The organism is Parvibaculum indicum (assembly GCF_011762095.1).
Classification (GTDB): domain Bacteria; phylum Pseudomonadota; class Alphaproteobacteria; order Parvibaculales; family Parvibaculaceae; genus Parvibaculum; species Parvibaculum indicum.
This window is the reverse complement of record NZ_JAASQO010000018.1, coordinates 1-21240: the sequence shown is the minus strand read 5'-3', so window position 1 is coordinate 21240 and position 21240 is coordinate 1. Positions and strand designations below refer to the sequence as shown.

General features: G+C 64.4%; 23 protein-coding genes and 1 pseudogene. 17 read left to right on the top strand and 7 right to left on the bottom strand.

Translation table 11 applies throughout. The features are described from left to right. Window positions 1–44: 44 nt before the first annotated feature. From FHS78_RS17285 to FHS78_RS17270, 4 genes are all read right to left on the bottom strand, one after another. Window positions 45–509 carry a hypothetical protein gene (locus FHS78_RS17285; RefSeq protein WP_167095631.1) on the bottom strand — a complete coding sequence of 155 codons (465 nt, stop codon included), beginning with the start codon at window positions 507–509 and terminating at the stop codon, window positions 45–47. Between the two features lie 234 nt (window positions 510–743). Further along, complete coding sequence (locus tag FHS78_RS17280; protein ID WP_167095630.1) at window positions 744–1400, bottom strand: methyltransferase family protein; 657 nt, start codon at window positions 1398–1400, stop codon at window positions 744–746. Beyond that, the gene (locus FHS78_RS17275; protein WP_167095629.1) at window positions 1390–1629 is read right to left on the bottom strand and encodes a DUF2933 domain-containing protein; all 240 of its coding nucleotides are present in this window, start codon (window positions 1627–1629) and stop codon (window positions 1390–1392) included. The genes FHS78_RS17280 and FHS78_RS17275 overlap by 11 nt, the downstream gene beginning before the upstream one ends. 197 nt (window positions 1630–1826) lie before the next feature. Continuing rightward, window positions 1827–2252 carry a hypothetical protein gene (locus FHS78_RS17270; RefSeq protein ID WP_167095628.1) on the bottom strand — a complete coding sequence of 142 codons (426 nt, stop codon included), beginning with the start codon at window positions 2250–2252 and terminating at the stop codon, window positions 1827–1829. 138 nt (window positions 2253–2390) lie between these two features. Between FHS78_RS17270 and FHS78_RS17265 the strand changes: the two genes are divergently transcribed. From FHS78_RS17265 to FHS78_RS17250, 4 genes are all read left to right on the top strand, one after another. Further along, the gene (locus FHS78_RS17265; RefSeq protein ID WP_167095627.1) at window positions 2391–3269 is read left to right on the top strand and encodes a DMT family transporter; all 879 of its coding nucleotides are present in this window, start codon (window positions 2391–2393) and stop codon (window positions 3267–3269) included. Window positions 3270–3454: 185 nt separating this feature from the next. Then, complete coding sequence (locus tag FHS78_RS17260; protein WP_167095626.1) at window positions 3455–4510, top strand: type II glyceraldehyde-3-phosphate dehydrogenase; 1056 nt, start codon at window positions 3455–3457, stop codon at window positions 4508–4510. A gap of 73 nt (window positions 4511–4583) precedes the next feature. After that, on the top strand, window positions 4584–5861 hold the full coding sequence (locus FHS78_RS17255; protein ID WP_167095625.1) for an ATP-grasp domain-containing protein: 1278 nt from the start codon (window positions 4584–4586) through the stop codon (window positions 5859–5861). A gap of 44 nt (window positions 5862–5905) precedes the next feature. Beyond that, a complete protein-coding gene (locus tag FHS78_RS17250; RefSeq protein ID WP_167095624.1) occupies window positions 5906–6982 on the top strand; it encodes an NAD(P)-dependent alcohol dehydrogenase in 1077 nt (358 codons plus the stop codon). A 218-nt stretch (window positions 6983–7200) separates the two neighbouring features. Here FHS78_RS17250 and FHS78_RS17245 read toward each other — a convergent pair whose 3' ends face one another. After that, window positions 7201–7587: a DUF302 domain-containing protein gene (locus tag FHS78_RS17245; protein ID WP_167095623.1), complete on the bottom strand. Its 387-nt coding sequence runs from the start codon at window positions 7585–7587 to the stop codon at window positions 7201–7203. 231 nt (window positions 7588–7818) lie between these two features. On the opposite strand from FHS78_RS17245, the gene FHS78_RS17240 reads away from it, so the two are divergent. The 13 genes from FHS78_RS17240 to FHS78_RS17180 all read left to right on the top strand — a co-directional run bounded on the left by FHS78_RS17240 (window position 7819) and on the right by FHS78_RS17180 (window position 19613). Continuing rightward, a complete protein-coding gene (locus tag FHS78_RS17240; RefSeq protein ID WP_205305362.1) occupies window positions 7819–8190 on the top strand; it encodes an SHOCT domain-containing protein in 372 nt (123 codons plus the stop codon). A 274-nt stretch (window positions 8191–8464) separates the two neighbouring features. Continuing rightward, window positions 8465–9769 (top strand): multicopper oxidase family protein, encoded by a 1305-nt coding sequence (locus FHS78_RS17235; protein WP_246220572.1) that lies wholly within the window; start codon window positions 8465–8467, stop codon window positions 9767–9769. A gap of 212 nt (window positions 9770–9981) precedes the next feature. Beyond that, window positions 9982–11007, top strand: coding sequence for a P-type conjugative transfer ATPase TrbB (gene trbB / locus FHS78_RS17230; RefSeq protein WP_167095621.1), 1026 nt, complete (start codon window positions 9982–9984; stop codon window positions 11005–11007). Between the two features lie 40 nt (window positions 11008–11047). Continuing rightward, window positions 11048–11320: a TrbC/VirB2 family type IV secretion system protein gene (locus tag FHS78_RS17225; protein WP_484555877.1), complete on the top strand. Its 273-nt coding sequence runs from the start codon at window positions 11048–11050 to the stop codon at window positions 11318–11320. Then, complete coding sequence (locus FHS78_RS17220) at window positions 11320–11601, top strand: VirB3 family type IV secretion system protein (RefSeq protein ID WP_167095619.1); 282 nt, start codon at window positions 11320–11322, stop codon at window positions 11599–11601. The genes FHS78_RS17225 and FHS78_RS17220 overlap by 1 nt, the downstream gene beginning before the upstream one ends. 16 nt (window positions 11602–11617) lie before the next feature. After that, entirely contained in the window at window positions 11618–14074 is a 2457-nt protein-coding gene (gene trbE / locus FHS78_RS17215) for a conjugal transfer protein TrbE (protein ID WP_167095618.1), read from the top strand. Next, a complete protein-coding gene (gene trbJ, locus FHS78_RS17210) occupies window positions 14071–14841 on the top strand; it encodes a P-type conjugative transfer protein TrbJ (RefSeq protein WP_167095617.1) in 771 nt (256 codons plus the stop codon). Before trbE ends, trbJ begins: the two co-directional genes overlap by 4 nt. A gap of 29 nt (window positions 14842–14870) precedes the next feature. Continuing rightward, a complete protein-coding gene (trbK-alt, locus tag FHS78_RS17205) occupies window positions 14871–15155 on the top strand; it encodes a putative entry exclusion protein TrbK-alt (RefSeq protein WP_167095616.1) in 285 nt (94 codons plus the stop codon). A 6-nt stretch (window positions 15156–15161) separates the two neighbouring features. Then, window positions 15162–16520, top strand: coding sequence for a P-type conjugative transfer protein TrbL (gene trbL / locus FHS78_RS17200; RefSeq protein WP_167095615.1), 1359 nt, complete (start codon window positions 15162–15164; stop codon window positions 16518–16520). Continuing rightward, a complete protein-coding gene (gene trbF / locus FHS78_RS17195; protein ID WP_167095614.1) occupies window positions 16517–17206 on the top strand; it encodes a conjugal transfer protein TrbF in 690 nt (229 codons plus the stop codon). Before trbL ends, trbF begins: the two co-directional genes overlap by 4 nt. Beyond that, complete coding sequence (gene trbG, locus FHS78_RS17190; RefSeq protein ID WP_167095613.1) at window positions 17203–18180, top strand: P-type conjugative transfer protein TrbG; 978 nt, start codon at window positions 17203–17205, stop codon at window positions 18178–18180. The genes trbF and trbG overlap by 4 nt, the downstream gene beginning before the upstream one ends. Further along, window positions 18177–19346, top strand: a complete 1170-nt coding sequence (locus FHS78_RS17185; RefSeq protein ID WP_167095612.1) for a TraB/TrbI/VirB10 family type IV secretion system protein — start codon at window positions 18177–18179, stop codon at window positions 19344–19346. Before trbG ends, FHS78_RS17185 begins: the two co-directional genes overlap by 4 nt. A gap of 3 nt (window positions 19347–19349) precedes the next feature. Then, a complete protein-coding gene (locus tag FHS78_RS17180; RefSeq protein ID WP_167095611.1) occupies window positions 19350–19613 on the top strand; it encodes a DUF2274 domain-containing protein in 264 nt (87 codons plus the stop codon). Here the strand turns inward: FHS78_RS17180 and FHS78_RS17175 are convergent. Together FHS78_RS17175 and FHS78_RS19490 are read right to left on the bottom strand one after the other, a co-directional pair. Next, window positions 19522–20496, bottom strand: coding sequence for a LysR family transcriptional regulator (locus FHS78_RS17175; RefSeq protein ID WP_343042008.1), 975 nt, complete (start codon window positions 20494–20496; stop codon window positions 19522–19524). The two genes, FHS78_RS17180 and FHS78_RS17175, sit on opposite strands and share 92 nt — an antisense overlap. A 336-nt stretch (window positions 20497–20832) precedes the next feature. After that, window positions 20833–21240: pseudogene (locus FHS78_RS19490) on the bottom strand (hypothetical protein); the annotation flags it as partial.

The window sequence follows — 21240 nt, the reverse complement described above, 5'->3', positions numbered from 1 at the left end:
TGTTCTCCTTAGGCGGGCGCCAGTACCGGTGTCAGGTGTCCGCGTTATTCGGCTATCTGCCGGAACAGACCGGGATAGCGGTTGAAGGCGAGCTTCTGCACCAGCGAGCCGTCCACGGTGACGATCTCTGCAGTGATGCTCCCGTCAGGCGCAGTGCCGATCTCGCCGAGCCTCAGACGGGGATTGCCAAGATTGGTCACCTGCTGCTCGAGCAAGGCGCGTACGCGATCCTCCGTCATCTCCTCCGGTGTGCCGTTCGGCGTTCCGAGGAGGATGCCCTGACCACCCATCATGCCGGGCATGCCCATTCCTGCCTGGCCGTTCATCATCATTCGCATCATCGGGCACGCCATCATGCCTGCCATGGGCATCTGACCGGCCATGCCTGGAACCGCGCCACCCTCGGCCATGCCCTGGCCTGCCATTTCGCCCATCATCATGCCGGTCATTGCACCCTGACTCATCATGCGCTGCATCATCTGCATCATCTCCGGCGTCATCATGCCCATGCCGGGCATGCTTCCGGGTGCGGCTGCTGAGGGCGCGTCACCGGGCGCCGGGCTCGCTGGCGGAGCGTCCTGGGTTTCTTCCGGGTGGTGTTCGTCCTGTGGCTGTGCGCTGGCTTGGGCTGCGACCGATGCTGCGGTCCCGATAAGTAGCAAACCCGCGAACAGGGCCGCCTGAAGGTTTCGTGTTCTCACGTTCCGTACTCCTTGGTTGATGAGAAGGAAAAATCGCCACAGTCACCCCCTGCTCGAACGAAGCAGATTGGAGGGGCGCGGCAGGAAAGCCGGAACCGCACTGGCATAGCGGCGGTATTGGTCACCGAAGGCCGCCTCTACTTCGCGCTCCTCGGTCCTTGCGAGCCGCCAATACATGACCAGAAGCACTGGCAGCATCAGACCCGTCACCAGCGTTGGCCACTGCAGGAAAAATCCGATCATGATCAGCGCGAAGCCGAGATACTGCGGATGCCGCAAGCGGGCGTAAGGGCCGGTCGTCGCGAGCAATCCCTTCTTCTGCGCATCGTGCAGCACCCGCCAGGCGGCGGCGATCAGTATGAAACCGCCGCCAATGAGGACGTAGCTCAGCAGATGGAACGGGCTGAAATGCGGATTCATGGACCAGCCGAACAGGGCTGGCCAAAGATGTCCTGCATCGTGCGAGAGCGGATCGAAAGCCGGCACGGTGCTGCCGAGCCAGCCTGCCAGCAGATAGAGCGTCAGCGGGAACCCGTACATCTCGGCGAACAGGGCAACGATGAAGGCCGAAAAGGCCCCGAGCGAGCGCCAGTCGCGCGTCGTTTCGGGCTTGAAGAAGCTGAAGGCGAACAGGATGAAGATGCCCGCGTTCAGGGCCGCCAGAAACCACAGGCCGTAGGCAGGAACATCACCGTTCATCGCTGCCACCACCGTGACCTCGATGCATGAAGAAGTGCATGCCGCCGCAGACCAGCAGGAACAGGAGCGGCCAGGCTCCCAGGAGATGAACCCTGTGCTCGAAAACAAGAAGGACGCCGCCGACGGCGAGAAACACGCAGATCGCAAGTCCCGCCGGTGTTTTCAGAAACGGCTGGCGCCGATCTTCGTCTGCCTTTGGCTCGGCGGGTGAGTGATCGTGATGGGTCATGACCCTGCGCCCTCGTGACGGGGGCACTTTGAAAACAGCAGCGAAGAAGCCGCGCCGATCATGCCTGCGGTGTCGGTGAATGCCAGAAACTGGCGATATGATGGATGGTTCATGACGAAACTCTCTCGGGAACGTTGCAGGGCCGGACCGGCGGGACCGGTCGGATCAGCCCGACACGCCGGGAGAGGCGCGCGGGCTCAGCCGTTCGCGGAGAGACTCGGAGGTCGCAAACCGGGCGACGGCGCGCGGCCGGGATGAACTTCGTCGGGAAGGCGTGCTACAACTTCAGCGACCGTCGCCATGCTCGTGCCTCCCGCCGAGACCGGCGGGACGAAATAGGAACAGACGCTGCCGGTGCAACAGGTTGGACCGTGGGCTTCATGGGCATCGCCGCCACAATCCGGTTCCGCAGTCACGGCCTGATCAATGGACGCAACATCAAGCGAAAGCGATGTTGCCGATGCGGCATGGTCGCCCATCGAAACATGGGCAAGACCTGACGTTGAAAAGGCAAGTACAAGCAGCAGCGCCAGCCAATGCTTCAGGCCCCGTGTCAAACGATACGGATCCTTTCTGCACTGCCAAGTAATTGCCTGCGACATGGTATTTCTTGCCTTGTCCACCGGACTTTCTGCGACCCTCCATGTAGGATGGCGTCGCAACGTCCGCTCTGATCTGGATCAATTTGGCAATGATAGGACGGATTACTCTCGAATGAAACTGCCAGTTCCATTCATCGGGCGAAACTTGGCGCATGAGCAATGACCATCGGCGCCGCCCTCCGCCTTCTGGTGGTCATGGTGCTTTGGGCCGCATGCTTTCCCCTCATCACCATTGGCCTGGACCTTGCGCCGCATCTTGCCTTTGCGGCCCTGCGCGCTGCGTTGGCAGGCGTTTGCCTGATTGCACTCGGAGCCCTCTGCCATCGTCCGGTTCCTGTCGGCGCGCGGCCCTGGTTTCTGATCGTCGTGGTCGGGCTGGGGGCGACAAGCATGGGTTTCTTCGGCATGTTCCATGCGGCCGAGTTCGTTTCGCCGGGACTCGCGACCGTCATCGCGAACGTGCAGCCGATCGTCGCCGCGGTTCTCGCGTATGTTTTCCTGGAGGAACGCCTCAAGGCGACTGGAAGGATCGGGCTTGCGGTCGGCTTGGCCGGCATCACGGTGGTCGCGTGGCCGGGCCTCGCCGGAGACGACGCCCGAGGCTACTCCCAAGGCATCGCCTATGTCTTGCTTGCCGCCACCGGTGTTTCCATCGGCAATGTCGCCATCAAGCGCCTCACCGGCCAGGCCGACCCCATCATGGCGATGGGTTTCCAGTTGCTCATCGGTGCGGCGCCCTTGGCTCTGCTGTCCATGCTGACGGAAGACATCTCGGTGCTGACGTGGTCGAAGGAATTCGTCCTCGTCCTCGTTTCCCTTGCGGTCCTCGGATCATCGCTCGCGTTCTGGCTCTGGTTCGTGGCGCTGGAGCGAGTCGAGCTCAGTCGGGCGAATGCCTTCACGTTTCTGGTGCCAATCTTCGGGCTCATTATCGGCGCGGCCTTTTTCGGTGAGCGGCTGGAGGCAGTCCAGATTTTCGGTGTCGTCCTGGTGCTGAGCGGCATCTTCCTGGTGCAGCGGAGCGCCGCTTCATCCTGACGGCGCCAACGGAAACGAGGATGGCATTGGACAGGCCATGATACGGTGGACACCGTTCAAAGAAATTCGCCAAGCCGGGTGGTTCGGGGGCAGTAACTGAGCCGCATTTGTGGAATACTTGGCAGTATTTCGACAGCAGCCAGCGGCACATCACGGACGTGCGCTACCAACGCGAGGAGAAGCCGATGACCCCAGCGAAAAAGATCCGCGTCGCCGTCAACGGCTACGGCGTGATCGGAAAGCGTGTCGCCGACGCCGTTGCCGTGCAAGACGATATGGAGCTGGCCGGGGTTGCGGATATCAGCGCCGACTGGCGGCCACGCATGGCGACGCAGAAGGGTTACCGCCTTTTCGCAGCCACCGGTGACCATGCAGAGGCGATGCGGAACGCCGGTCTCGATGTCGCCGGGAACCTCGATGATCTGCTTGAAGCGAGTGATCTGGTGGTCGACTGCACGCCGAAGCGGATCGCGGCGGTGAACGTCGACATCTATCGACAAAGGGGCATCAAGTTCATCGTCCAGGGTGGCGAGAAGCACGATGTGACCGGACACTCCTTCGTTGCGGAATCCACCTATGCGAGTGCGCTGAACCGGGACAGCACGCGCGTCGTCTCCTGCAACACCACCTCGATCGTGAGAACCCTTACGGCATTGAAGCAGGCAGGCCTGCTGCGTCGCGCGCGCGGGACGCTGCTGCGCCGGGCGACGGACCCTTGGGAAAGTCACCTCGGCGGGATCATGAACACGCTCGTCCCCGAGCCCGAGATTCCCAGCCATCAGGGGCCGGATGCGCAGAGCGTCGACCCCGACCTCGATGTCGTCACGATGGCGGTCAAGGTGCCGGAGACCCTGGCCCATCTGCACTACTGGTCGGTGCAGTTGACCCGGCCGGCTTCCAGGGAAGAGGTGCTCGACGCCTTTGCCGCATCGTCTCGGATTGCCCTGATCCGCATGGATGCCGGGTTGACGGCCCTCAACGCGGTCAAGGAACTCATGGCCGACCTCGGCCGGCCACATGACAACCTCTACGAAGTCGCGCTTTGGTCGGACATGCTGAAGGTCCAGGGGGACGAACTGTTCTACGCCTACATGGTGGACAACCAGGCCATCGTCATTCCAGAGACGATCGACGCGATCCGGGCACTGTGCGGAGTGATCGCGAGCGCCGAAGACTCCATCGCAAAGACGGATGCGGCACTCGGGATCGGCCTGCTGACCGAAACACTGAGGCAACGATGATTCCAAGACTTTTCGATGCCCGCATCGGGCCTGACGCGCGTCCGGCCTCGGGACAGCCAGGGCTTTGGGGGCGATGAGCGATCCAGGCCCCACGTCCACGGGTCCAGTTCAGACCCTCTCGGAGCGGCTGAACCAGAATTGCTTCTGCATCACCCTCGACCGTCGGTCGCTGTGCGAGGCGCTTGAGCGCGAGGCTGCCGACCCGGAGTTCTGCGATACCTTCATCCACCCCAAGGCGCACCTTTTCTCGAATGTGCCTGTGTTCCTCTCGGCCAGCCAGGTGGCCGAGATGCAGGAGGTGGTCGCAGCGATCGAGGCGACCGCGCGGCTCACCGCATACAAGGCCGCTGTCCTCTCCTGGGCGCCGGAAATCTCGCAAGTGGATCACGGCCCTGTTGGTGCGTTGATGGGCTACGATTTCCATCTCGGCGAAGACGGCCCCCGGCTCATCGAGATCAATACCAACGCCGGCGGGGCATTCCTCAACGCACTTCTTGCAAGGGCGCAGCGCGCTTGCTGTGCCGAAATGGACATGCCGTTGAAGCCGCACGCCTTCGAGGATGTCGCATGTCGCATGTTCCAGGACGAATGGGGGCGTCAGCGGGGAAGCGGTTCCGCAGGCCGAATTGCCATCGTCGACGACAGGCCGGAGGAACAGTATCTCTATCCCGAGTTCGTCCTGGTGCGGCAGGCGCTGGTCGCACGCGGCGTCGATGCCGTTATCGCGGACGGCAGCCATCTTCGTTATGAAACCGGTCGGCTCAGCGTCGAGGGCAAGCCAATCGACGTCGTCTACAACCGGGTCACCGACTTCGCGTTCGATCAGCCGGAACACAGGGCGCTGAGAGATGCCTACCGGGATGGCGCGGTGGTCGCGACGCCAAATCCGCACAACCATGCCCTTCTCGCCGACAAGCGGAACCTTTCGATCCTCTCGGATCCCGCGATGCTCGAAGGCTGGGGCGTGGAACCGAAAGTCTTGGCTCGGCTCAGATCCATCCCGCGAACCGTCGTTGTCACTCCCGAAACTGCCGATGACCTGTGGAGATCGCGCAAGAGCCTGTTCTTCAAGCCGACAGGCGGACATGGCGGCAAGGCGGTGTACCGCGGCGACAAGGTGACGAAAGGCGTCTGGTCGGACATCGCGCATGGCGGCTACGTCGCCCAGACCCTGGTCAAGCCGAGCGAGCGCATGATCCGGATCGACGACGCAATCGAGGCGCGCAAGATGGACGTGCGGCTCTATACATATGACGCGCAGGTGCTTCTGGTGGCCGCCCGCCTCTATCAGGGCCAGACCACCAATTTCAGGACGCCGGGGGGCGGCTTTGCCCCGGTCTTCGTGATCTGATTGCCAAGGCATGACCGGCGACCCCAAACATGTGGAGGCTATCGATGACCCGGAAGATGAAGGTGACCATTTTCGTGGAGCCCGGCCGCATCGCGCTGGATGAAAAGCCGATCCCCGATGTCGGCCCGCTCGATGCGCTCGTCCGCGTCACCACCACCACGATCTGCGGCACGGACGTACACATCATGAAGGGGGAGTATCCGGTCGCGAAGGGGCTCACGATCGGACATGAACCGGTCGGCGTGATCGAGGAGCTCGGCTCTGCGGTCGTCGGTTACACGGAGGGGCAGCGCGTCATTGCTGGAGCGATCACTCCGAGCGGCTGGAGCAACGCCTGCCTCTGCGGCTACTGCTCGCAGGATGGTGCCGGCACGAAACACGGCTGGAAGCCGATGGGGGGTTGGAAATTCGGCAACACCATCGACGGCTGCCAGGCGGAGTACATTCTCGTACCAGACGCGATGGCCAACCTTGCGCCCGTGCCGGACGGGCTCACCGACGAGCAGGTGCTGATGTGCCCGGACATCATGTCGACCGGCTTCAGTGGCGCGGAGCGCGGCAGGGTCCGCATCGGCGACGCGGTCGCGGTCTTCGCCCAGGGCCCGATAGGTCTTTGCGCGACAGTCGGTGCACGGTTGAGCGGCGCGACGACCATCATCGCCGTGGACCGGGTGGCCGAGCGGATGGCAATCTCGCAGAAGCTCGGGGCGAGCCACGTCATCGACTTCACGAAGGTCGATCCCGTGGACGAGATCATGCGCATCACCGATGGCCGGGGCGTCGATGTCGCCATCGAGGCGCTGGGCACCCAGGCGACGTTCGAAGCCGCGCTTCGCGTCCTGCGGCCAGGGGGATCGTTGTCGAGTCTCGGTGTCTATTCAAGCGACCTCAGGATACCGCTCGGTGCGTTCTCTGCCGGACTTGGTGACCACACCATCGTGACAACGCTCTGCCCGGGCGGCAAGGAGCGCATGCGGCGGCTGATGGAAGTCATCCGGTCCGAGCGTGTGGACCTGACACCGCTGGTGACGCACCGCTACAAGCTGGACGACATCGAGGCGGCCTACGACCTCTTTTCTCACCAGCGTGACGGCGTCCTGAAGGTCGCAATCACGCCGTAGTCGCACATAAAGCCAGACGTCGAACGCGTTCCGCGGTGACGCGAGCAACGGATTACCGGTCGGGTGACTTGGCCGCATTCCCCGAGACGGGTAGAGTCCTGCCACGCACTCAAGCATCGTGACGTACCGAACTCGTGGCTTCGACGCAGAGCATGGCGTGCGCTACCAGCATCCCGAGGACCGCAAGACCCGCGAGAAACCTTGCGCGCAAATTCATCTCAGATCGCCGCGACGGCCTTCGCCAGAAGGTCGCGAACCTCACCCGCGACCGCGGTCAGTTCAGGGTTCTCGATCGCTTGCATAGACACCACCGGGTCGATCGCGCTGACCTCGACGCCGCCCTCGACCTCGCGCAGGATGACGTTGCAGGGCAGCATCGCACCCACCCGAGGCTTGATCCCGATGGCCCGATGCGCCATTTTCGGGTTGCAGGCGCCGAGGATGCGATAGGGCGGCATCTCGACGTCAAGCTTCGTCTTCATCGTCGCCTTGACGTCGATCTCGGTCAGCACGCCGAAGCCGCGGTCTGCAAGCGCTTTTCGGGTCCGCGCGTCGAGGTCGTCGATATTCGCGTCGGAGATCATGCGATTGATCGTGTAGCTCATGTAAGCGTTCTCCTGGTTATGTGAATGGCGACACCGGGTAGGCCGCCGCAGGGCGGGCGAGCCGGATTCGGCGTTCGTGGCGAGCATCCGGGGCGACCCGCTCCAGCCACCTTCTGCAACATAGCACCTGAAAGCAGGATCGCGGGATTGATGTAGATCAGGGCGCGGAGGTTACTCACCCTCCATATGAGTACGTTATGGCAATTATCGCCAACCAAAAGGATGAGACGGATGAAAACCAGAAGCTTTGCGGTGGCCACAAGCCTCATCGCAGCAACAATCGCAACAGCGCATCCCGCGATTGCGCAGGTCGGAGACATTCCGGATCTTAGCGCCCCTTACTTCTACGGACATGACATGATGTGGGGTGGCAGCCAATGGGGAGGATTCGGCATGATACTCGGACCGATCTTCATGATCCTGATCGTGGTCGCGATCATCGCGGGGACGGTATTCCTCGTCCGGCACTTCGGCGGTCCGGCGATGACCGGCAGCGGCCATGCGGCGCATGATCGAGCCCTGGCACTGCTCAAGGAACGCTATGCCAAGGGCGAGATCGACAGCAAGGAATTCGAGGAACGCAAGAAGCTGCTGGCAGATTGACCGGACTTCCCTTGCTTCCATGATCCAAGAGGATGATATCCCGTAAGCGCGTGCACGATGGAATGGCATCCGTCCTCGGGCACGTGATACGGGGGAACTGCAAGCGATTTGCCCATGGGGTCCGGGTGGCCCAGCATCGGGCACCCGCCATGCCTATCGAAAGACCAGAATGAAAAGACGCCAGTTCCTGACTTCCTCGTTCTCCGCACTCCTGACCGCCGGTATCCTTTCGTCCGTGCCTGCCCGGCGTGCCTTTGCCCAGGACACCGCTCGCTTGACACGCCTGTCGATGCCGCCACTCCTCGATACGCGGGCGACGGGTCGGCTGTCCCTGACAGCGATGGCTGGCAGCAGGAGATTCAGTGACGGACCCGCCGTTGCAACCGCTGGCTTCAACCAGGGTTATCTGGGGCCGACGATCATCGTGCAGAACGGCGACCTTGCGACCGAGGTCACCAACAGGCTGGACGAGCCTGTCAGCGCGCATTGGCACGGTCTCCTGGTGCCGGGAGAGCATGATGGCGGTCCGCACCTCGCCATTGCGCCCGGTGCGACATGGCGGCCGGAGATGGTGATCGCTCAGGATCCGGCAACCGCCTGGTATCACACGCATATTCATGAACGCACGGCGGCACAGGTCTATTCCGGCCTGGCGGGCGTCATCCATGTCGCCGACGGCCGCGACGACCAGCGCGGTCTTCCAGCGGAGTACGGTGTCGATGATCTGACACTGGTGCTCCAGGATCGACGATTCGATGCCGCGGGACGGATGGTCTATGACCCTTCCATGATGGACATCATGCACGGGTTCGCCGGCAACCGGATGCTGGTGAACGGGCAGGCGGGCGCGACGGCGGTCGTGCCGGAAGGGATCGTCCGGCTGCGGCTTCTGAACGGCTCCAACGCGCGCATCTACACGCTGTTCTTCGACGACACGCGGCTGATGCACCTGGTGGCGACGGATGGCGGCTACCTGCCTGCGCCGCTGGCGCTGGACGTGCTGCGGCTTGCTCCGGGCGAACGCGCGGAGATCCTTGTCGATTTCGCCGCAGGCGGGGCGCCGGTGCTGCTCAGCGATCCCGGTCAGCCCTATGGTGTTCTGCAATTCGAGAAAGATCCCACGCAGACGGCCCGGATCATGCGCCTGCCGGACCAGCTTGACGGTGCACCCGAGGATCTGTCGGGCAACGAGATCAGGACCCGACAGGTTTCGCTCGACATGGGCATAGGCGGCATGATGATGGGCGGCGGCGGCTTTGCCATAAACGGCCGCCCCTTCGACATGAACAGGGTCGATTTCGAGGTGGCGCTCGGGTCGGTCGAGCGCTGGCATGTCCGCAGCACGATGGTGGCCCATCCATTCCACGTCCACGGCGTGCGCTTCCGGGTGGTGTCCGAGAATGGCGGGCCGCCACGACCCGAAGACACCGGGTGGAAGGATACCGTTCTGGTCCCCGGCGAGGCCGAGATCCTCACTCGCTTCGACCAGCCGGCGAGCCGCGAGACACCGCTCATGTTTCACTGCCATATCCTCGAGCATGAAGACGCTGGCATGATGGGGCAATTCACCGTTACCTGAGCGAAGCATCGTGCAGCGCGCTGGACGCCCGGAAGTGACCCCGGCGCCGACACATAACACCAGTCGGCAAAGGAGACCGCCGCCGCTCTCCTGTCTTTGCACGCCACACTACGACGACGCTAATTCCTTGTTGAATCGACCCTAAAGCAGGCCCTTTTAATCATCCCCGCATGGGGACCATCTGGTTTGTCCCCGTCGAAATCGGGGATCAGATGGCGACCTCGCATCACAATTCGGAAGGTATTGCGCGCGGCGCGCGGATGTTACGCACCGCGCTCGGTCCCGCCATCGGCCGCTTTCTCGAAGACGCAGGCGTCGTCGAGGTGATGTTGAATCCGGATGGGCGGCTGTGGATCGACCGCCTCTCCGAAGGCCTGTCCGATACGGGTGAACGCCTGGCGCCGGAGGATGGCGAGCGGATCATCCGCCTCGTCGCCCATCATGTCGGCGCGGAGGTCCATAGCGGGAGCCCGCGCGTTTCGGCAGAGCTGCCCGGGACGGGGGAGCGGTTCGAGGGACTCCTGCCGCCGGTGGTCGCAGCCCCGGCCTTCGCGATCCGCAAGCCCGCCGTCGCGGTGTTCACTCTCGACGATTACGTCGCCGCCGGCATCATCACGGCCGAACAGGCCACCGCGTTGCGCGACGGAGTCGCGGCCCGAGCCAACATCCTCGTCGCCGGCGGCACCTCCACAGGCAAAACGACGCTGACCAACGCTCTCCTGGCCGAGGTAGCGAAGTCCTCCGACCGCGTCGTCATCATCGAGGACACACGCGAACTGCAGTGTGCGGCACCCAACCTCGTCGCCATGCGGACGAAGGATGGCGTGGCCTCTCTCTCCGATCTCGTCCGCTCTTCGTTGCGCCTGCGTCCCGACCGCATTCCCATCGGCGAGGTCCGCGGCAGTGAGGCGCTTGATCTTCTGAAGGCCTGGGGCACCGGCCATCCGGGCGGCGTCGGCACGATCCACGCGGGCTCGGCCCTCGGTGCGCTGCGCCGTCTCGAACAGCTCATCCAGGAAGCTGTCGTCACCGTTCCGCGCGCGCTGATCGCCGAGACAATCGACATCGTGGCGGTGTTGTCAGGCCGTGGCACGGCCCGCCGTCTTTCCGAACTCGTTCGCGTGGAAGGCCTCGGGCCGGACGGCGATTACCGCGTCGCGACAGCCGTCTTCGCGCCCGGCGCACCTCTTCTCACACCAGACGCAAAGGAAAGTCCACATGCACCAGACCCTGCGTAACGCCTACCATCGCCTGGCCGCGGCGACATCGGTGGCGGTCATGACTTTGATGACCACGCCTGCCGCTCATGCGTCCGGTTCCTCCATGCCATGGGAGGCACCGCTCCAGTCCATCCTCGAATCGATCGAGGGGCCGGTCGCCAAGATCCTCGCCGTCATCATCATTATCATCACCGGCCTGACACTCGCCTTCGGGGACACGTCGGGCGGCTTCCGGCGCCTCATCCAGATCGTCTTCGGTCTGTCGATCGCCTTCGCGGCAAGTTCGTTCTTCCTGTCGTTCTTCTCCTTCGGCGGCGGAGCGCTCGTCTGATGGCGGGCCTTGGCGAACAGGACGGCGAGTTGCTCGGCTTTTCGGTCCCGGTCCACCGGGCATTGACCGAGCCGATCCTGCTCGGCGGTGCGCCGCGCGCCATCGCCATCATGAACGGCACGCTCGCGGGCGCCATCGGGCTTGGCTTGCGGCTTTGGCTCGCTGGCATCGCGATCTGGGCCATCGGTCATCTGGCCGCCGTCTGGGCCGCCAAGCGCGACCCGCTCTTCGTCGAGGTTGGCCGCCGGCACCTGCGCATTCCCGCGCATCTGACGGTCTGAGCGTGAGGAGCCGTCCATGATGAACCTCGCCGAATATCGCAATCGCAACGCACGCCTCGCCGATTTCCTGCCCTGGGTCGCCCTGGTCGGCCGAGGCATCGTCCTCAACAAGGACGGGAGCGTCCAGCGGACGGCGCGGTTCCGGGGCCCGGACCTCAATTCAGCGGTTCCAGCCGAACTCGTCGCCGTCGCCGGCCGGTTGAACAACGCCTTCCGGCGCCTGGGATCAGGCTGGGCCATCTTCGTGGAAGCGCAGCGGCATCCGTCGAACAGCTACCCCGACAGCCGCTTTCCTGATGCCGCGTCGGCGCTGGTCGATGCCGAGCGCAAGGCGAGCTTTGAGGAGGCTGGCGCGCATTTCGAATCCAGCTATTTCCTCACCCTCACTTATCTGCCGCCGGCTGAGGACGCCGCCCGCGCCGAGGGCTGGCTCTATGAAGGCCGCGAGTCCAAGGGGATCGACCCGCATGAAGTGCTGGCCGGCTTCGCCGACCGGACCGACCGTGTGCTGCGCCTGGTCGAAGCCTTCATGCCGGAATGCCACTGGCTCGATGACGCCGAGACCCTGACCTATCTTCACGGGTGCGTTTCCACCAAGCGCCACCGCGTCCGCGTGCCGGAAACGCCGATGTATTTGGATGTGCTGCTCGCCGATCAGCCGCTCGCCGGCGGGCTCGAACCGCGACTCGGCGACCAGCATCTGCGCGTCCTGACCGTCACCGGGTTTCCGACAGCGACCACGCCAGGACTACTCGACGACCTCAATCGGCTCGCCTTTCCGTATCGCTGGTCCACCCGCGCCATCTTGATGGACAAGACCGATGCGACGAAGCTGCTGACACGCATCCGCCGCCAATGGTTCGCCAAGCGCAAGTCGATTGCCGCGATCCTGAAGGAGGTGATGACCAACGAGGCCTCGGTGCTGGTCGACACCGACGCATCGAACAAGGCGGCGGACGCCGATCTCGCGCTGCAGGAACTCGGCGCCGACTATGCCGGCGTCGCTTATGTCACCGCGACGGTGACGGTGTGGGATACCAACCCCCGTGTGGCCGACGAGAAGCTGCGTCTCGTCGAGAAGGTCATCCAGGGCCGCGACTTCACCGCGATGCCCGAGACCATCAACGCCGTGGATGCCTGGCTCGGCTCGCTGCCCGGACATGTCTACGCCAATGTCCGCCAGCCACCGATCTCCACGCTCAATCTCGCCCACATGATCCCCCTGAGTGCCGTGTGGGCGGGGCCGGAACGGGACGAGCACTTTGCAGCGCCCCCACTGCTGTTCGGCAAGACCGAAGGCTCTACCCCGTTCCGGTTTTCCCTTCATGTCGGCGACGTCGGGCACACGCTCGTCGTCGGTCCGACCGGCGCGGGCAAGTCCGTGCTTCTGGCGCTGATGGCGCTGCAGTTCCGCCGCTATGCGAGCGCCCAGGTCTTCGCCTTCGATTTCGGCGGCTCGATCCGCGCCGCGGCGCTCGCCATGGGCGGCGACTGGCACGATCTCGGCGGCGGCCTGACCGACGGCGACGAGCACAGCGTCTCGCTGCAACCGCTTTCCCGCCTCGAGCAAACAGCGGAGCGCGCTTGGGCCGCCGACTGGGTCGTGGCGATCCTGATGCGGGAGGGCGTCGGGATCACACCCGAGGTGAAGGAACATCTCTGGACGGCGCTCACTTCGCTCGCCTCGGCGCCGGTGGCGGAACGCACGATCACCGGCCTTGCGGTGCTGCTCCAGTCCAACGATCTCAAGCAGGCGCTACGGCCCTATTGCGTGGGAGGCGCCTACGGGCGGCTGCTCGACGCGGAGGCTGAGCATCTCGGCGAAGCTTCTGTTCAGGCTTTCGAGACCGAGGGCCTGATCGGCACCGGGGCGGCGCCGGCCGCGCTCGCCTACCTCTTCCACCGCATCGAGGACCGGCTCGACGGCTCGCCCACCCTCATCATCATCGACGAGGGATGGCTGGCGCTGGACGACGAAGGCTTCGCCGGTCAGCTCCGCGAGTGGCTGAAGACGCTCAGAAAGAAGAACGCCAGCGTCGTCTTCGCCACGCAGAGCCTCAGCGACATCGACGGCTCCCCCATTGCGCCCGCGATCATCGAGAGCTGCCAGACGCGATTGCTCCTGCCCAATGAGCGGGCGATCGAGCCTCAGATCACCGCGATCTACCGGCGCTTCGGCCTCAACGACCGCCAGATCGAGATCCTCGCCCGGGCGACGCCCAAGCGCGACTACTATTGCCAGTCGCGGCGCGGAAACCGGCTGTTCGAGCTGGGGCTCAGCGAAGTGGCGCTCGCGCTCTGCGCCACCTCCGCCAAGACCGATCAGGCCGCCATCGCCCGCATTCTTACTGAACATGGTCGCGACGAATTCCTCGACGCCTGGCTGCGCCATCGCGGCGTCGACTGGGCCGCCGACCTCATTCCCGACCTCAGCAATCTCATCCCCCAAGCCGAAAAGGAAACTCTGCCATGAAGACCCGTAAACCCCGCACACGTGCAGCCCGCTTCGCCGCCGCTCTGATCGCCGCGCCGATCGCGGCGTTGCCGATGGTGCTGGCGTCGCCGGCGCAGGCACAGTGGATCGTTTATGACCCCACCAACTATGCGCAGAACGTGCTCCAGGCGGCGCGGGCGCTCGAGCAGATCAACAACCAGATCACCTCGCTGCAGAACCAAGCGCAGATGCTCATCAACCAAGCCCGCAACCTCGCGAGCCTGCCACATTCCTCGTTGCAGCAACTCCAGCAGGCCGTGGGCCGCACGCAATCTTTGCTCCAGCAGGCCCAGAACATCGCCTTCGACGTCCAGCAGATCGACCAGGCGTTCCAGCAGAATTACCGCAACATCGACCTGAGCACGTCGGAACAGCAGCTCGTCGCCGACGCGCGATCGCGCTGGGAGAACACAGTCGGCGGGCTTCAGGACGCCATGCGTGTCCAGGCCGGCGTGGTCGGCAATATCGAAACCAATCGCGCGCAAATGTCGGCGCTGGTCGGTCAGAGCCAGGGCGCGACCGGCGCCTTGCAGGCGGCACAGGCCGGCAACCAGCTCCTCGCGCTTCAGGCGCAGCAGCTCGCCGACCTTACGGCTGTCATCGCCGCAAACGGCCGGGCCCAGGCGCTGACCGACGCCGAGCGCGCGGCGGCGGCCGAACAGGGCCGTGTCCAGCGCGAGCGCTTCCTCACACCGGGCACCGGCTACCAGCCCGGCAACGCGCAGATGTTCAACAACGGCAACTGACGAGCCAGACGGCCGGAAAGGGGAAACCGATGGAGGGCAAGATGCTGGCGCGGATCGCGGCCATCATCTTCGTCGCCTTCGCCATCACGGCGACGGTGATCGAGATGACGCGCAAGGATGAGCCGGTGCGATCGGCCTCCGCGCCGGCACTGGCGCCTTCCGCCGACCCGCTGCGCGCAGCTCAGCGCCGCTGCCAGCAGATGGGCGAGGCCGCCGCGCGCGATCCCGAATGTCTGCGCATCTGGGCGGAAACCCGGGATCGCTTCCTCGGTCGCACGTCGACCTCCGTCACCCCCCAGAGCAGCGAGGACTAGCGAGCCATGGGCGGGACGGGCGTCATCGACAGTTTCCTCGGAGTCTTCACCAGCTATATCGATTCCGGCTTTGGGCTCCTCGGCGGCGAGGTGGCGTTCATCGCCACCACGCTGATCGTCATCGATGTGACGCTGGCCGCGCTGTTCTGGTCATGGGGCGCCGACGACGACATCATCGCCCGTCTGGTGAAGAAGACCCTGTTTGTCGGCGTCTTCGCCTACATCATCGGCAACTGGAACAATCTCGCCCGCATCGTCTTCGAGAGCTTTGCCGGCCTCGGCCTGATGGCGTCCGGTACTAGCTTCACCACAGCCGACCTGATGCGGCCGGGCCGTGTCGCCCAGACCGGACTCGATGCCGCCCGGCCGCTGCTCGAATCCATCTCCGACCTTATGGGCTGGGTCGCCTTCTTCGAGAACTTCATCCAGATCGCCTGCCTGCTCTTCGCCTGGGCACTGGTGCTTCTCGCCTTCTTCATCCTCGCCATCCAGCTCTTCATCACCCTGATCGAATTCAAGCTGACGACGCTGGCAGGATTCGTACTCATTCCCTTCGGTCTCTTCGGCAAGACCGCGTTCATGGCCGAACGGGTGCTCGGCAACGTGATCTCGTCCGGCATCAAGGTTCTGGTGCTCGCCGTCATCATCGGTATCGGCTCGACGCTGTTTTCGCAATTCACCGCCGGCTTTGGCGGTGTCACCCCCACTATCGACGAGGCCATGGCCGTGGTGCTGGCAGCGCTGTCGCTGCTCGGGCTCGGCATTTTCGGCCCTGGCATCGCGAACGGCATCGTCTCCGGCGGACCGCAGCTCGGCGCCGGGGCCGCAGTCGGCACCGGCCTTGCCGTCGGCGGCGCTGCCCTCGCTGGAGCGGGCGCCGCCGGTCTGGCAGCGCGTGGTGGCGGTATGGCGCTGTCTGGGACCGCGGCCGCTGCTCGCGGCGGCGTCGCCGCAGCGGGAGGCGCCGCGACCGCCTACAGCCTTGGCTCGGCCGGTCAGTCGGGCACCGGAGGCGTCGCCTCTGGGCTCGGCGCTGTAGCGAGCACAGGCGCGCGCGCCGCCGTCTCTCCACTGCGGCGCGCCAGCGCCAACGCCTCCGGCAGCCTAAGGCAGAGCTTTCAAGCCGGCGGGCGAGCCGCCTTCGAGACGACGGGCGGCACTATAGGCAATGCGAGCGGTGCAGCAACCGCTGCGGCTGCACCATCCCCCTCATCCGCCTCCGACGGTCCTCCGGATTGGGCCAAGCGCATGAAGCGCTCTCAGCGGCTCTCCCATGGCGTCCGGGCCACTGCCCATGCCGTGCGCTCCGGCGACAGCCATGGCGGCGCCAGCTCCGTCAATCTTTCCGAAGGGAACCGCTCATGAGCTTCTTCAAACGATCCTCGACCCACTACGGCAAATCTCCCGAGCCTGAAACGCCCTATCAGCGTGCGGCCCAGGTCTGGGACGAGCGCATCGGCTCGGCACGTGTGCAGGCGCGCAACTGGCGGCTGATGGCATTCGGCTGCCTGATCCTCTCCGGCGGCTTCGCTGGAGCATTGGTCTGGCAGTCTGCCACGGGTTCAATCGTGCCCTGGGTGGTGCAGGTCGACAATCTGGGCCAGGCGCAGGCTGTCGCGCCTGCCACTGCCGATTACCAGCCCCGCGACCCGCAGATCGCCTTCCATCTCGCGCACTTTATAGAGCAGGTGCGCGCGATCCCCGCCGACGCGATCATCGTGCGTCAGAACTGGCTGCGCGCCTACGAGTTCACCACCGATCGCGGCGCACTGGCGCTCAACGACTATGCCCGCGCCAACGATCCCTTCACCAAAGTCGGACGCCAGCAAATCGCGGTCGAAGTCTCCAGCGTCATCCGCGCCTCGCCGAACTCCTTCCGTGTCGCCTGGACCGAGCGGCACTACGAGAACGGCCAGCTCTCCACCACCGAGCGATGGACGGCGATCCTGACCATCGTAATCCAGCCGCCGCGCGACGCCGAGAAGCTGCGCGCCAACCCGCTTGGCATCTATGTCAACGCCATCAACTGGTCGCGGGAGATGAGCCAATGAGCACGATCTTCCGCAAACCCGCACGTCCGGTTTTCCGTAAATCCGCGTTGGCGTTTGCGCTGCTTTCCGCCACGGTGCTCGCGGGATGCGCCACGAATCGGCCTCCGCAAATCAGCTACGACGACAGCGTGCCGCCGCTGCCCACGGTGCAGAGACCAAGCACGGACGAACGGCCGCGGGCGCTCCATACGCCACCGGCCTGGACGGTTGCACGAGGCGGTACGGATGAGTCCACGCCGACCGGCCAGGTCGAGAGCGCCAATGCGGCAGCGCGCATCGAACCCCGCCGGGAAGGCTATTACAACGCGATCCAGATCTATCCCTGGAGCGAAGGCGCGCTCTATCAGGTCTATGCGTCGCCAGGCCAGATCACCAACATCGCGCTGGAGCCCGGCGAGACTCTCACCGGGGCGGGGCCGATCGCCGCCGGCGACACGGCACGATGGATCATCGGCGACACGACAAGCGGTTCCGGCGCGACACGGCGCGTCCATATCCTCGTCAAGCCGACACGTCCGGACATCACGACCAACCTCGTCGTCACCACCGATCGCCGGACGTATATGATCGAACTGCGCGCCGAAGAGCAACCTTACATGCCGGCGGTCGCCTGGGCCTATCCGCAGCCGCCGGCCACGCAGCGCGCGACGCCGGCCACTCCGACCATTCCAGCAACCTCGGCGCGACACTATCGCTACGGCATGCAAGGCGACAGCCCGCCCTGGCGGCCGGTGTCGGTCTTCGATGACGGGCGACGGGTCTACATCATCTTCCCCGCCGGAATCGTGCAGGGCGAGATGCCGCCGCTCTTCGTGCTCGGCCCCGATGGAGAGCCGGAGATCGTCAACAGCCGCATCTATCGCAACATCCTGATCGTGGACCGCATCTTCGCGGCCGCCGAGCTGCGTCTCGGCAGCGGCGACCGGCAGCAGACAGTCAGGATCGTGCGAATCGACGGGAGGCCTGCGTCATGAGCGATATCGATGATAATAAAGACGAAAGCGCTCCGCTCACCGCATCGCCCGCCGACACGGCCGAACCAATGCGGCTGCGCGGCAATCCTCCGCGCGTCACGCGTCTCTCTCGTCGGGTATTGGCCGGCATCGGCCTCGTCGCCGCGCTCGGCGTCGGTGGTGCGCTCATCTATGCGCTTCAGACCCCGGAGGACGGAGTTAGCAGCGAGGAGCTCTATTCGACCGAGAACCGCAGCACCGCGGATGGGCTCAACGAATTGCCACGCGACTATACCGGCCCGGTGCTCGGTCCCGCCTTGCCCGGCGATCTCGGCCGGCCGATCCTCGATGCCCAGGAGCGTGGGCGGCCCGTCGTCCCACCCACGATGAACACGCCGGCAGTCGATCCGGAAGAACAACGACGCCTTGCAGAAGAAGAGGCGGCGCGCACCAGCCGGGTCTTCTTCCAGACCACCCCGGCCACGGCGAATTCTACGCCTGCGCCCGAAACCGTGGGTCTCAGTCTCGGCGGTCGACCGCCCGCCGCTCAGAACAGTGATGTCGCATTCCTCAGCGGTCCCGTGGACAGGCGCACCGTTGCGCCCGATCGCGTCATGCCGCCAGCGTCGCCCTACGTGCTACAGGCCGGGTCCGTCATCCCCGCCGCGCTCATCACCGGCATTCGCTCCGATCTGCCCGGACAGATCACTGCGCAGGTCACCCAGCACATCTATGACAGTCCGACGGGCAGCATGCTCCTGATCCCCCAGGGCACCCGCATCATCGGCGAGTACAGCAATGATGTGGGCTTCGGCCAGCGTCGGGTATTGCTCGTCTGGAACCGGCTGATCTTTCCGAACGGGCGTTCCATTGTACTGGAACGTCAATCTGGAGCCGACACGCAAGGCTATGCCGGGCTTGAGGACGGCGTCGACTATCACTGGTGGGACATCGCCAAGGCGGCTGCACTCTCGACCCTGCTCGGCGTCGGGGCGGAACTGGCTGCCGACGACAACGATCGCCCCATCAGCGCCATTCGCGGCGGTGCGCAGGACACGATCAACGATGCTGGCCAGCAGATCGTTCGGCGCCAGCTCAATGTGGCGCCGACGCTGACCATCCGGCCCGGCTTTCCGGTCCGCGTGGTCGTTACGCGCGACCTTGTCCTCGAACCCTATGGCGGATGATTCATGGCGAAACTGAAACTCGGACCCATCGCCGACGACCGACCCGTCAAACTCAACATCGAGCTTCCCGCCGCGGTGCATCGCGACCTCGTCGCCTACGCGGAGGTCCTGGGCCGGGAGACGGGCCAGCCTGTGGGCGAGCCGGCCAAGCTGATCGCCCCGATGGTGGAACGCTTCATGGCGACTGATCGAGGCTTCGCGAAGGTGCGTCGGGAGGCCGGGCATGCCCGCCACGTATATCCGCCGAAGGAGCCGGCGAAGGATTAGTCGCTGCTCTAGTTGTGAGCAGGTGCGATCTGGATCGCTTCGACATAGTCCTCGCCAGACTTAGCAGGCGTCTGAGCGCCGGATTGTCGTTCTGCGGCGACCAAATCGCGCAAAAGGGGAGGACTTCGTTCGCCAACGGCCGGTAGATGACGCCCGGAAAGTGTGCGGCCGTAGTCGCCTCGCTGGTTAGGGTCAGGCCCTGACCTATAGCGACGAGCGGCATCAAATTGTCTCTGCCCACTCCGTGACGTTCGACACTCGGATGGTGACCCAGCTCGGCGAGATGCTTCACCAGATAGTCGTGGATCTCGGGTCCGGGGTCGGTCTCGCTAACGATGAAATGTCGGTCGCGCAGATCATCCCAAGAGATCTCATCCCTATGCGCCAATTCATGGTCACTCGGCAAAGTCACGAAAACGCGTTCATTCCACAGATGCGCCCGATCGCAACCGTCGGCGACCGGCGTGCCGGTTAGGAAGGCCACATCCAATTGATGCCTTTGGACTGCTGCGATGTGCCCTCGCGGGCCACCCTCAACAAGATCGGGGCGGACGCCCGGATTTGCTGAGACATAGTCGCGTAGCAAATCAGCGAGAAATCCCGATGCAAGGGAGGAGAATATTCCGATGCGTACAACTCCCGCTTCGCCGCGCCCGAAGGAACCGGCGTCTATTGCGGCATGACCAATCTGATTGATCGCTTTACGCGCGCGAACGAGGAATCGCTTGCCCGCCTGGGTGAGATGAACGCCGCCATGGTGGCGAATGAAAAGTGCCGCTCCGATTTCATCTTCCAGATCCCGGATACGCCGGCTGATGGCAGATTCCTGAATTTGCAGGGCCTTCGCCGCGCGCCGAAAACTCCCATGCTCAGCTGCGGCAATAGCATAGCGAAGATGGCGGAGTTCGATCTTCAGAGGCCTGCCTCCTTCAGCTTAGGTCCCGGCCTCTGAACCGATGTGACCGGACGCCCGACCGCAGTCCTCGAAGATCAAATAACCTGAAGACTGCCGACGACGCATCGGCGAGACCCGATCCCCTTGAGTGATGCCAAACAATGCGTCAGCGTACCTCCTGTAGCCGCTACAGAATCAAGCTGAATATCATCGAAACTGGAGCCGTGTTCTGCGCAGCGACACCGAGACTACCCACTAGCGATGTGCACGGTCAGTCAAACCTGCTTGGAGCGCAGTCGACGCCGGGAACGACCGGGGGCTTCATCAATCTTTGCGACTCGGCAAGCCCTCGCGTGGCGCCTCGCGCGCCTCCTCCAGAATGTCCCAGCCGCCCTTGATAACGATTCCACCAACCACCAGTCCGATGATCAGATCGGGAAGCGGAGATCCGAAGAGCATCACTGCAGCCCCGGATACAACGATGCCGGCATTGCCTTCGCTGCACATGTAGCTGAGGAACATGCATTCCGATGCGGCGTAGCTGTTGCCGACCTTGGCGTTGAACACGCGCGCAATCCGTCCGTATTCCTTCTGTGGCAGACCTTCGGCCGAGAGGGCCAGCAGCACCGGATGGATGTGGAGCAGCCCGGCTTCCTGTTCGTCGGCCAACAGGGCAGCCATGCTGGCGTAGGGTGTAAGCAGCGCCGCCTGGAAGCGGTTCAGTCGCTCGAC

Bases quoted from the DNA above. Each gene is read 5' to 3' on its own strand.
- FHS78_RS17250 (WP_167095624.1), top strand. From the start codon at position 5,906: ATGACCCGGAAGATGAAGGTGACCATTTTCGTGGAGCCCGGCCGCATC.
- FHS78_RS17255 (WP_167095625.1), top strand. From the start codon at position 4,584: ATGAGCGATCCAGGCCCCACGTCCACGGGTCCAGTTCAGACCCTCTCG.
- FHS78_RS17265 (WP_167095627.1), top strand. From the start codon at position 2,391: ATGACCATCGGCGCCGCCCTCCGCCTTCTGGTGGTCATGGTGCTTTGG.
- FHS78_RS17260 (WP_167095626.1), top strand. From the start codon at position 3,455: ATGACCCCAGCGAAAAAGATCCGCGTCGCCGTCAACGGCTACGGCGTG.
- FHS78_RS17275 (WP_167095629.1), bottom strand. From the start codon at position 1,629: ATGACCCATCACGATCACTCACCCGCCGAGCCAAAGGCAGACGAAGAT.
- FHS78_RS17240 (WP_205305362.1), top strand. From the start codon at position 7,819: ATGAAAACCAGAAGCTTTGCGGTGGCCACAAGCCTCATCGCAGCAACA.
- trbK-alt (WP_167095616.1), top strand. From the start codon at position 14,871: ATGGAGGGCAAGATGCTGGCGCGGATCGCGGCCATCATCTTCGTCGCC.
- trbJ (WP_167095617.1), top strand. From the start codon at position 14,071: ATGAAGACCCGTAAACCCCGCACACGTGCAGCCCGCTTCGCCGCCGCT.
- trbL (WP_167095615.1), top strand. From the start codon at position 15,162: ATGGGCGGGACGGGCGTCATCGACAGTTTCCTCGGAGTCTTCACCAGC.
- FHS78_RS17285 (WP_167095631.1), bottom strand. From the start codon at position 509: ATGGGCATGATGACGCCGGAGATGATGCAGATGATGCAGCGCATGATG.
- FHS78_RS17180 (WP_167095611.1), top strand. From the start codon at position 19,350: ATGGCGAAACTGAAACTCGGACCCATCGCCGACGACCGACCCGTCAAA.
- FHS78_RS17280 (WP_167095630.1), bottom strand. From the start codon at position 1,400: ATGAACGGTGATGTTCCTGCCTACGGCCTGTGGTTTCTGGCGGCCCTG.
- FHS78_RS17220 (WP_167095619.1), top strand. From the start codon at position 11,320: ATGGCGGGCCTTGGCGAACAGGACGGCGAGTTGCTCGGCTTTTCGGTC.
- FHS78_RS17245 (WP_167095623.1), bottom strand. From the start codon at position 7,587: ATGAGCTACACGATCAATCGCATGATCTCCGACGCGAATATCGACGAC.
- trbE (WP_167095618.1), top strand. From the start codon at position 11,618: ATGATGAACCTCGCCGAATATCGCAATCGCAACGCACGCCTCGCCGAT.
- trbG (WP_167095613.1), top strand. From the start codon at position 17,203: ATGAGCACGATCTTCCGCAAACCCGCACGTCCGGTTTTCCGTAAATCC.
- trbF (WP_167095614.1), top strand. From the start codon at position 16,517: ATGAGCTTCTTCAAACGATCCTCGACCCACTACGGCAAATCTCCCGAG.
- FHS78_RS17225 (WP_484555877.1), top strand. From the start codon at position 11,048: ATGACTTTGATGACCACGCCTGCCGCTCATGCGTCCGGTTCCTCCATG.
- trbB (WP_167095621.1), top strand. From the start codon at position 9,982: ATGGCGACCTCGCATCACAATTCGGAAGGTATTGCGCGCGGCGCGCGG.
- FHS78_RS17185 (WP_167095612.1), top strand. From the start codon at position 18,177: ATGAGCGATATCGATGATAATAAAGACGAAAGCGCTCCGCTCACCGCA.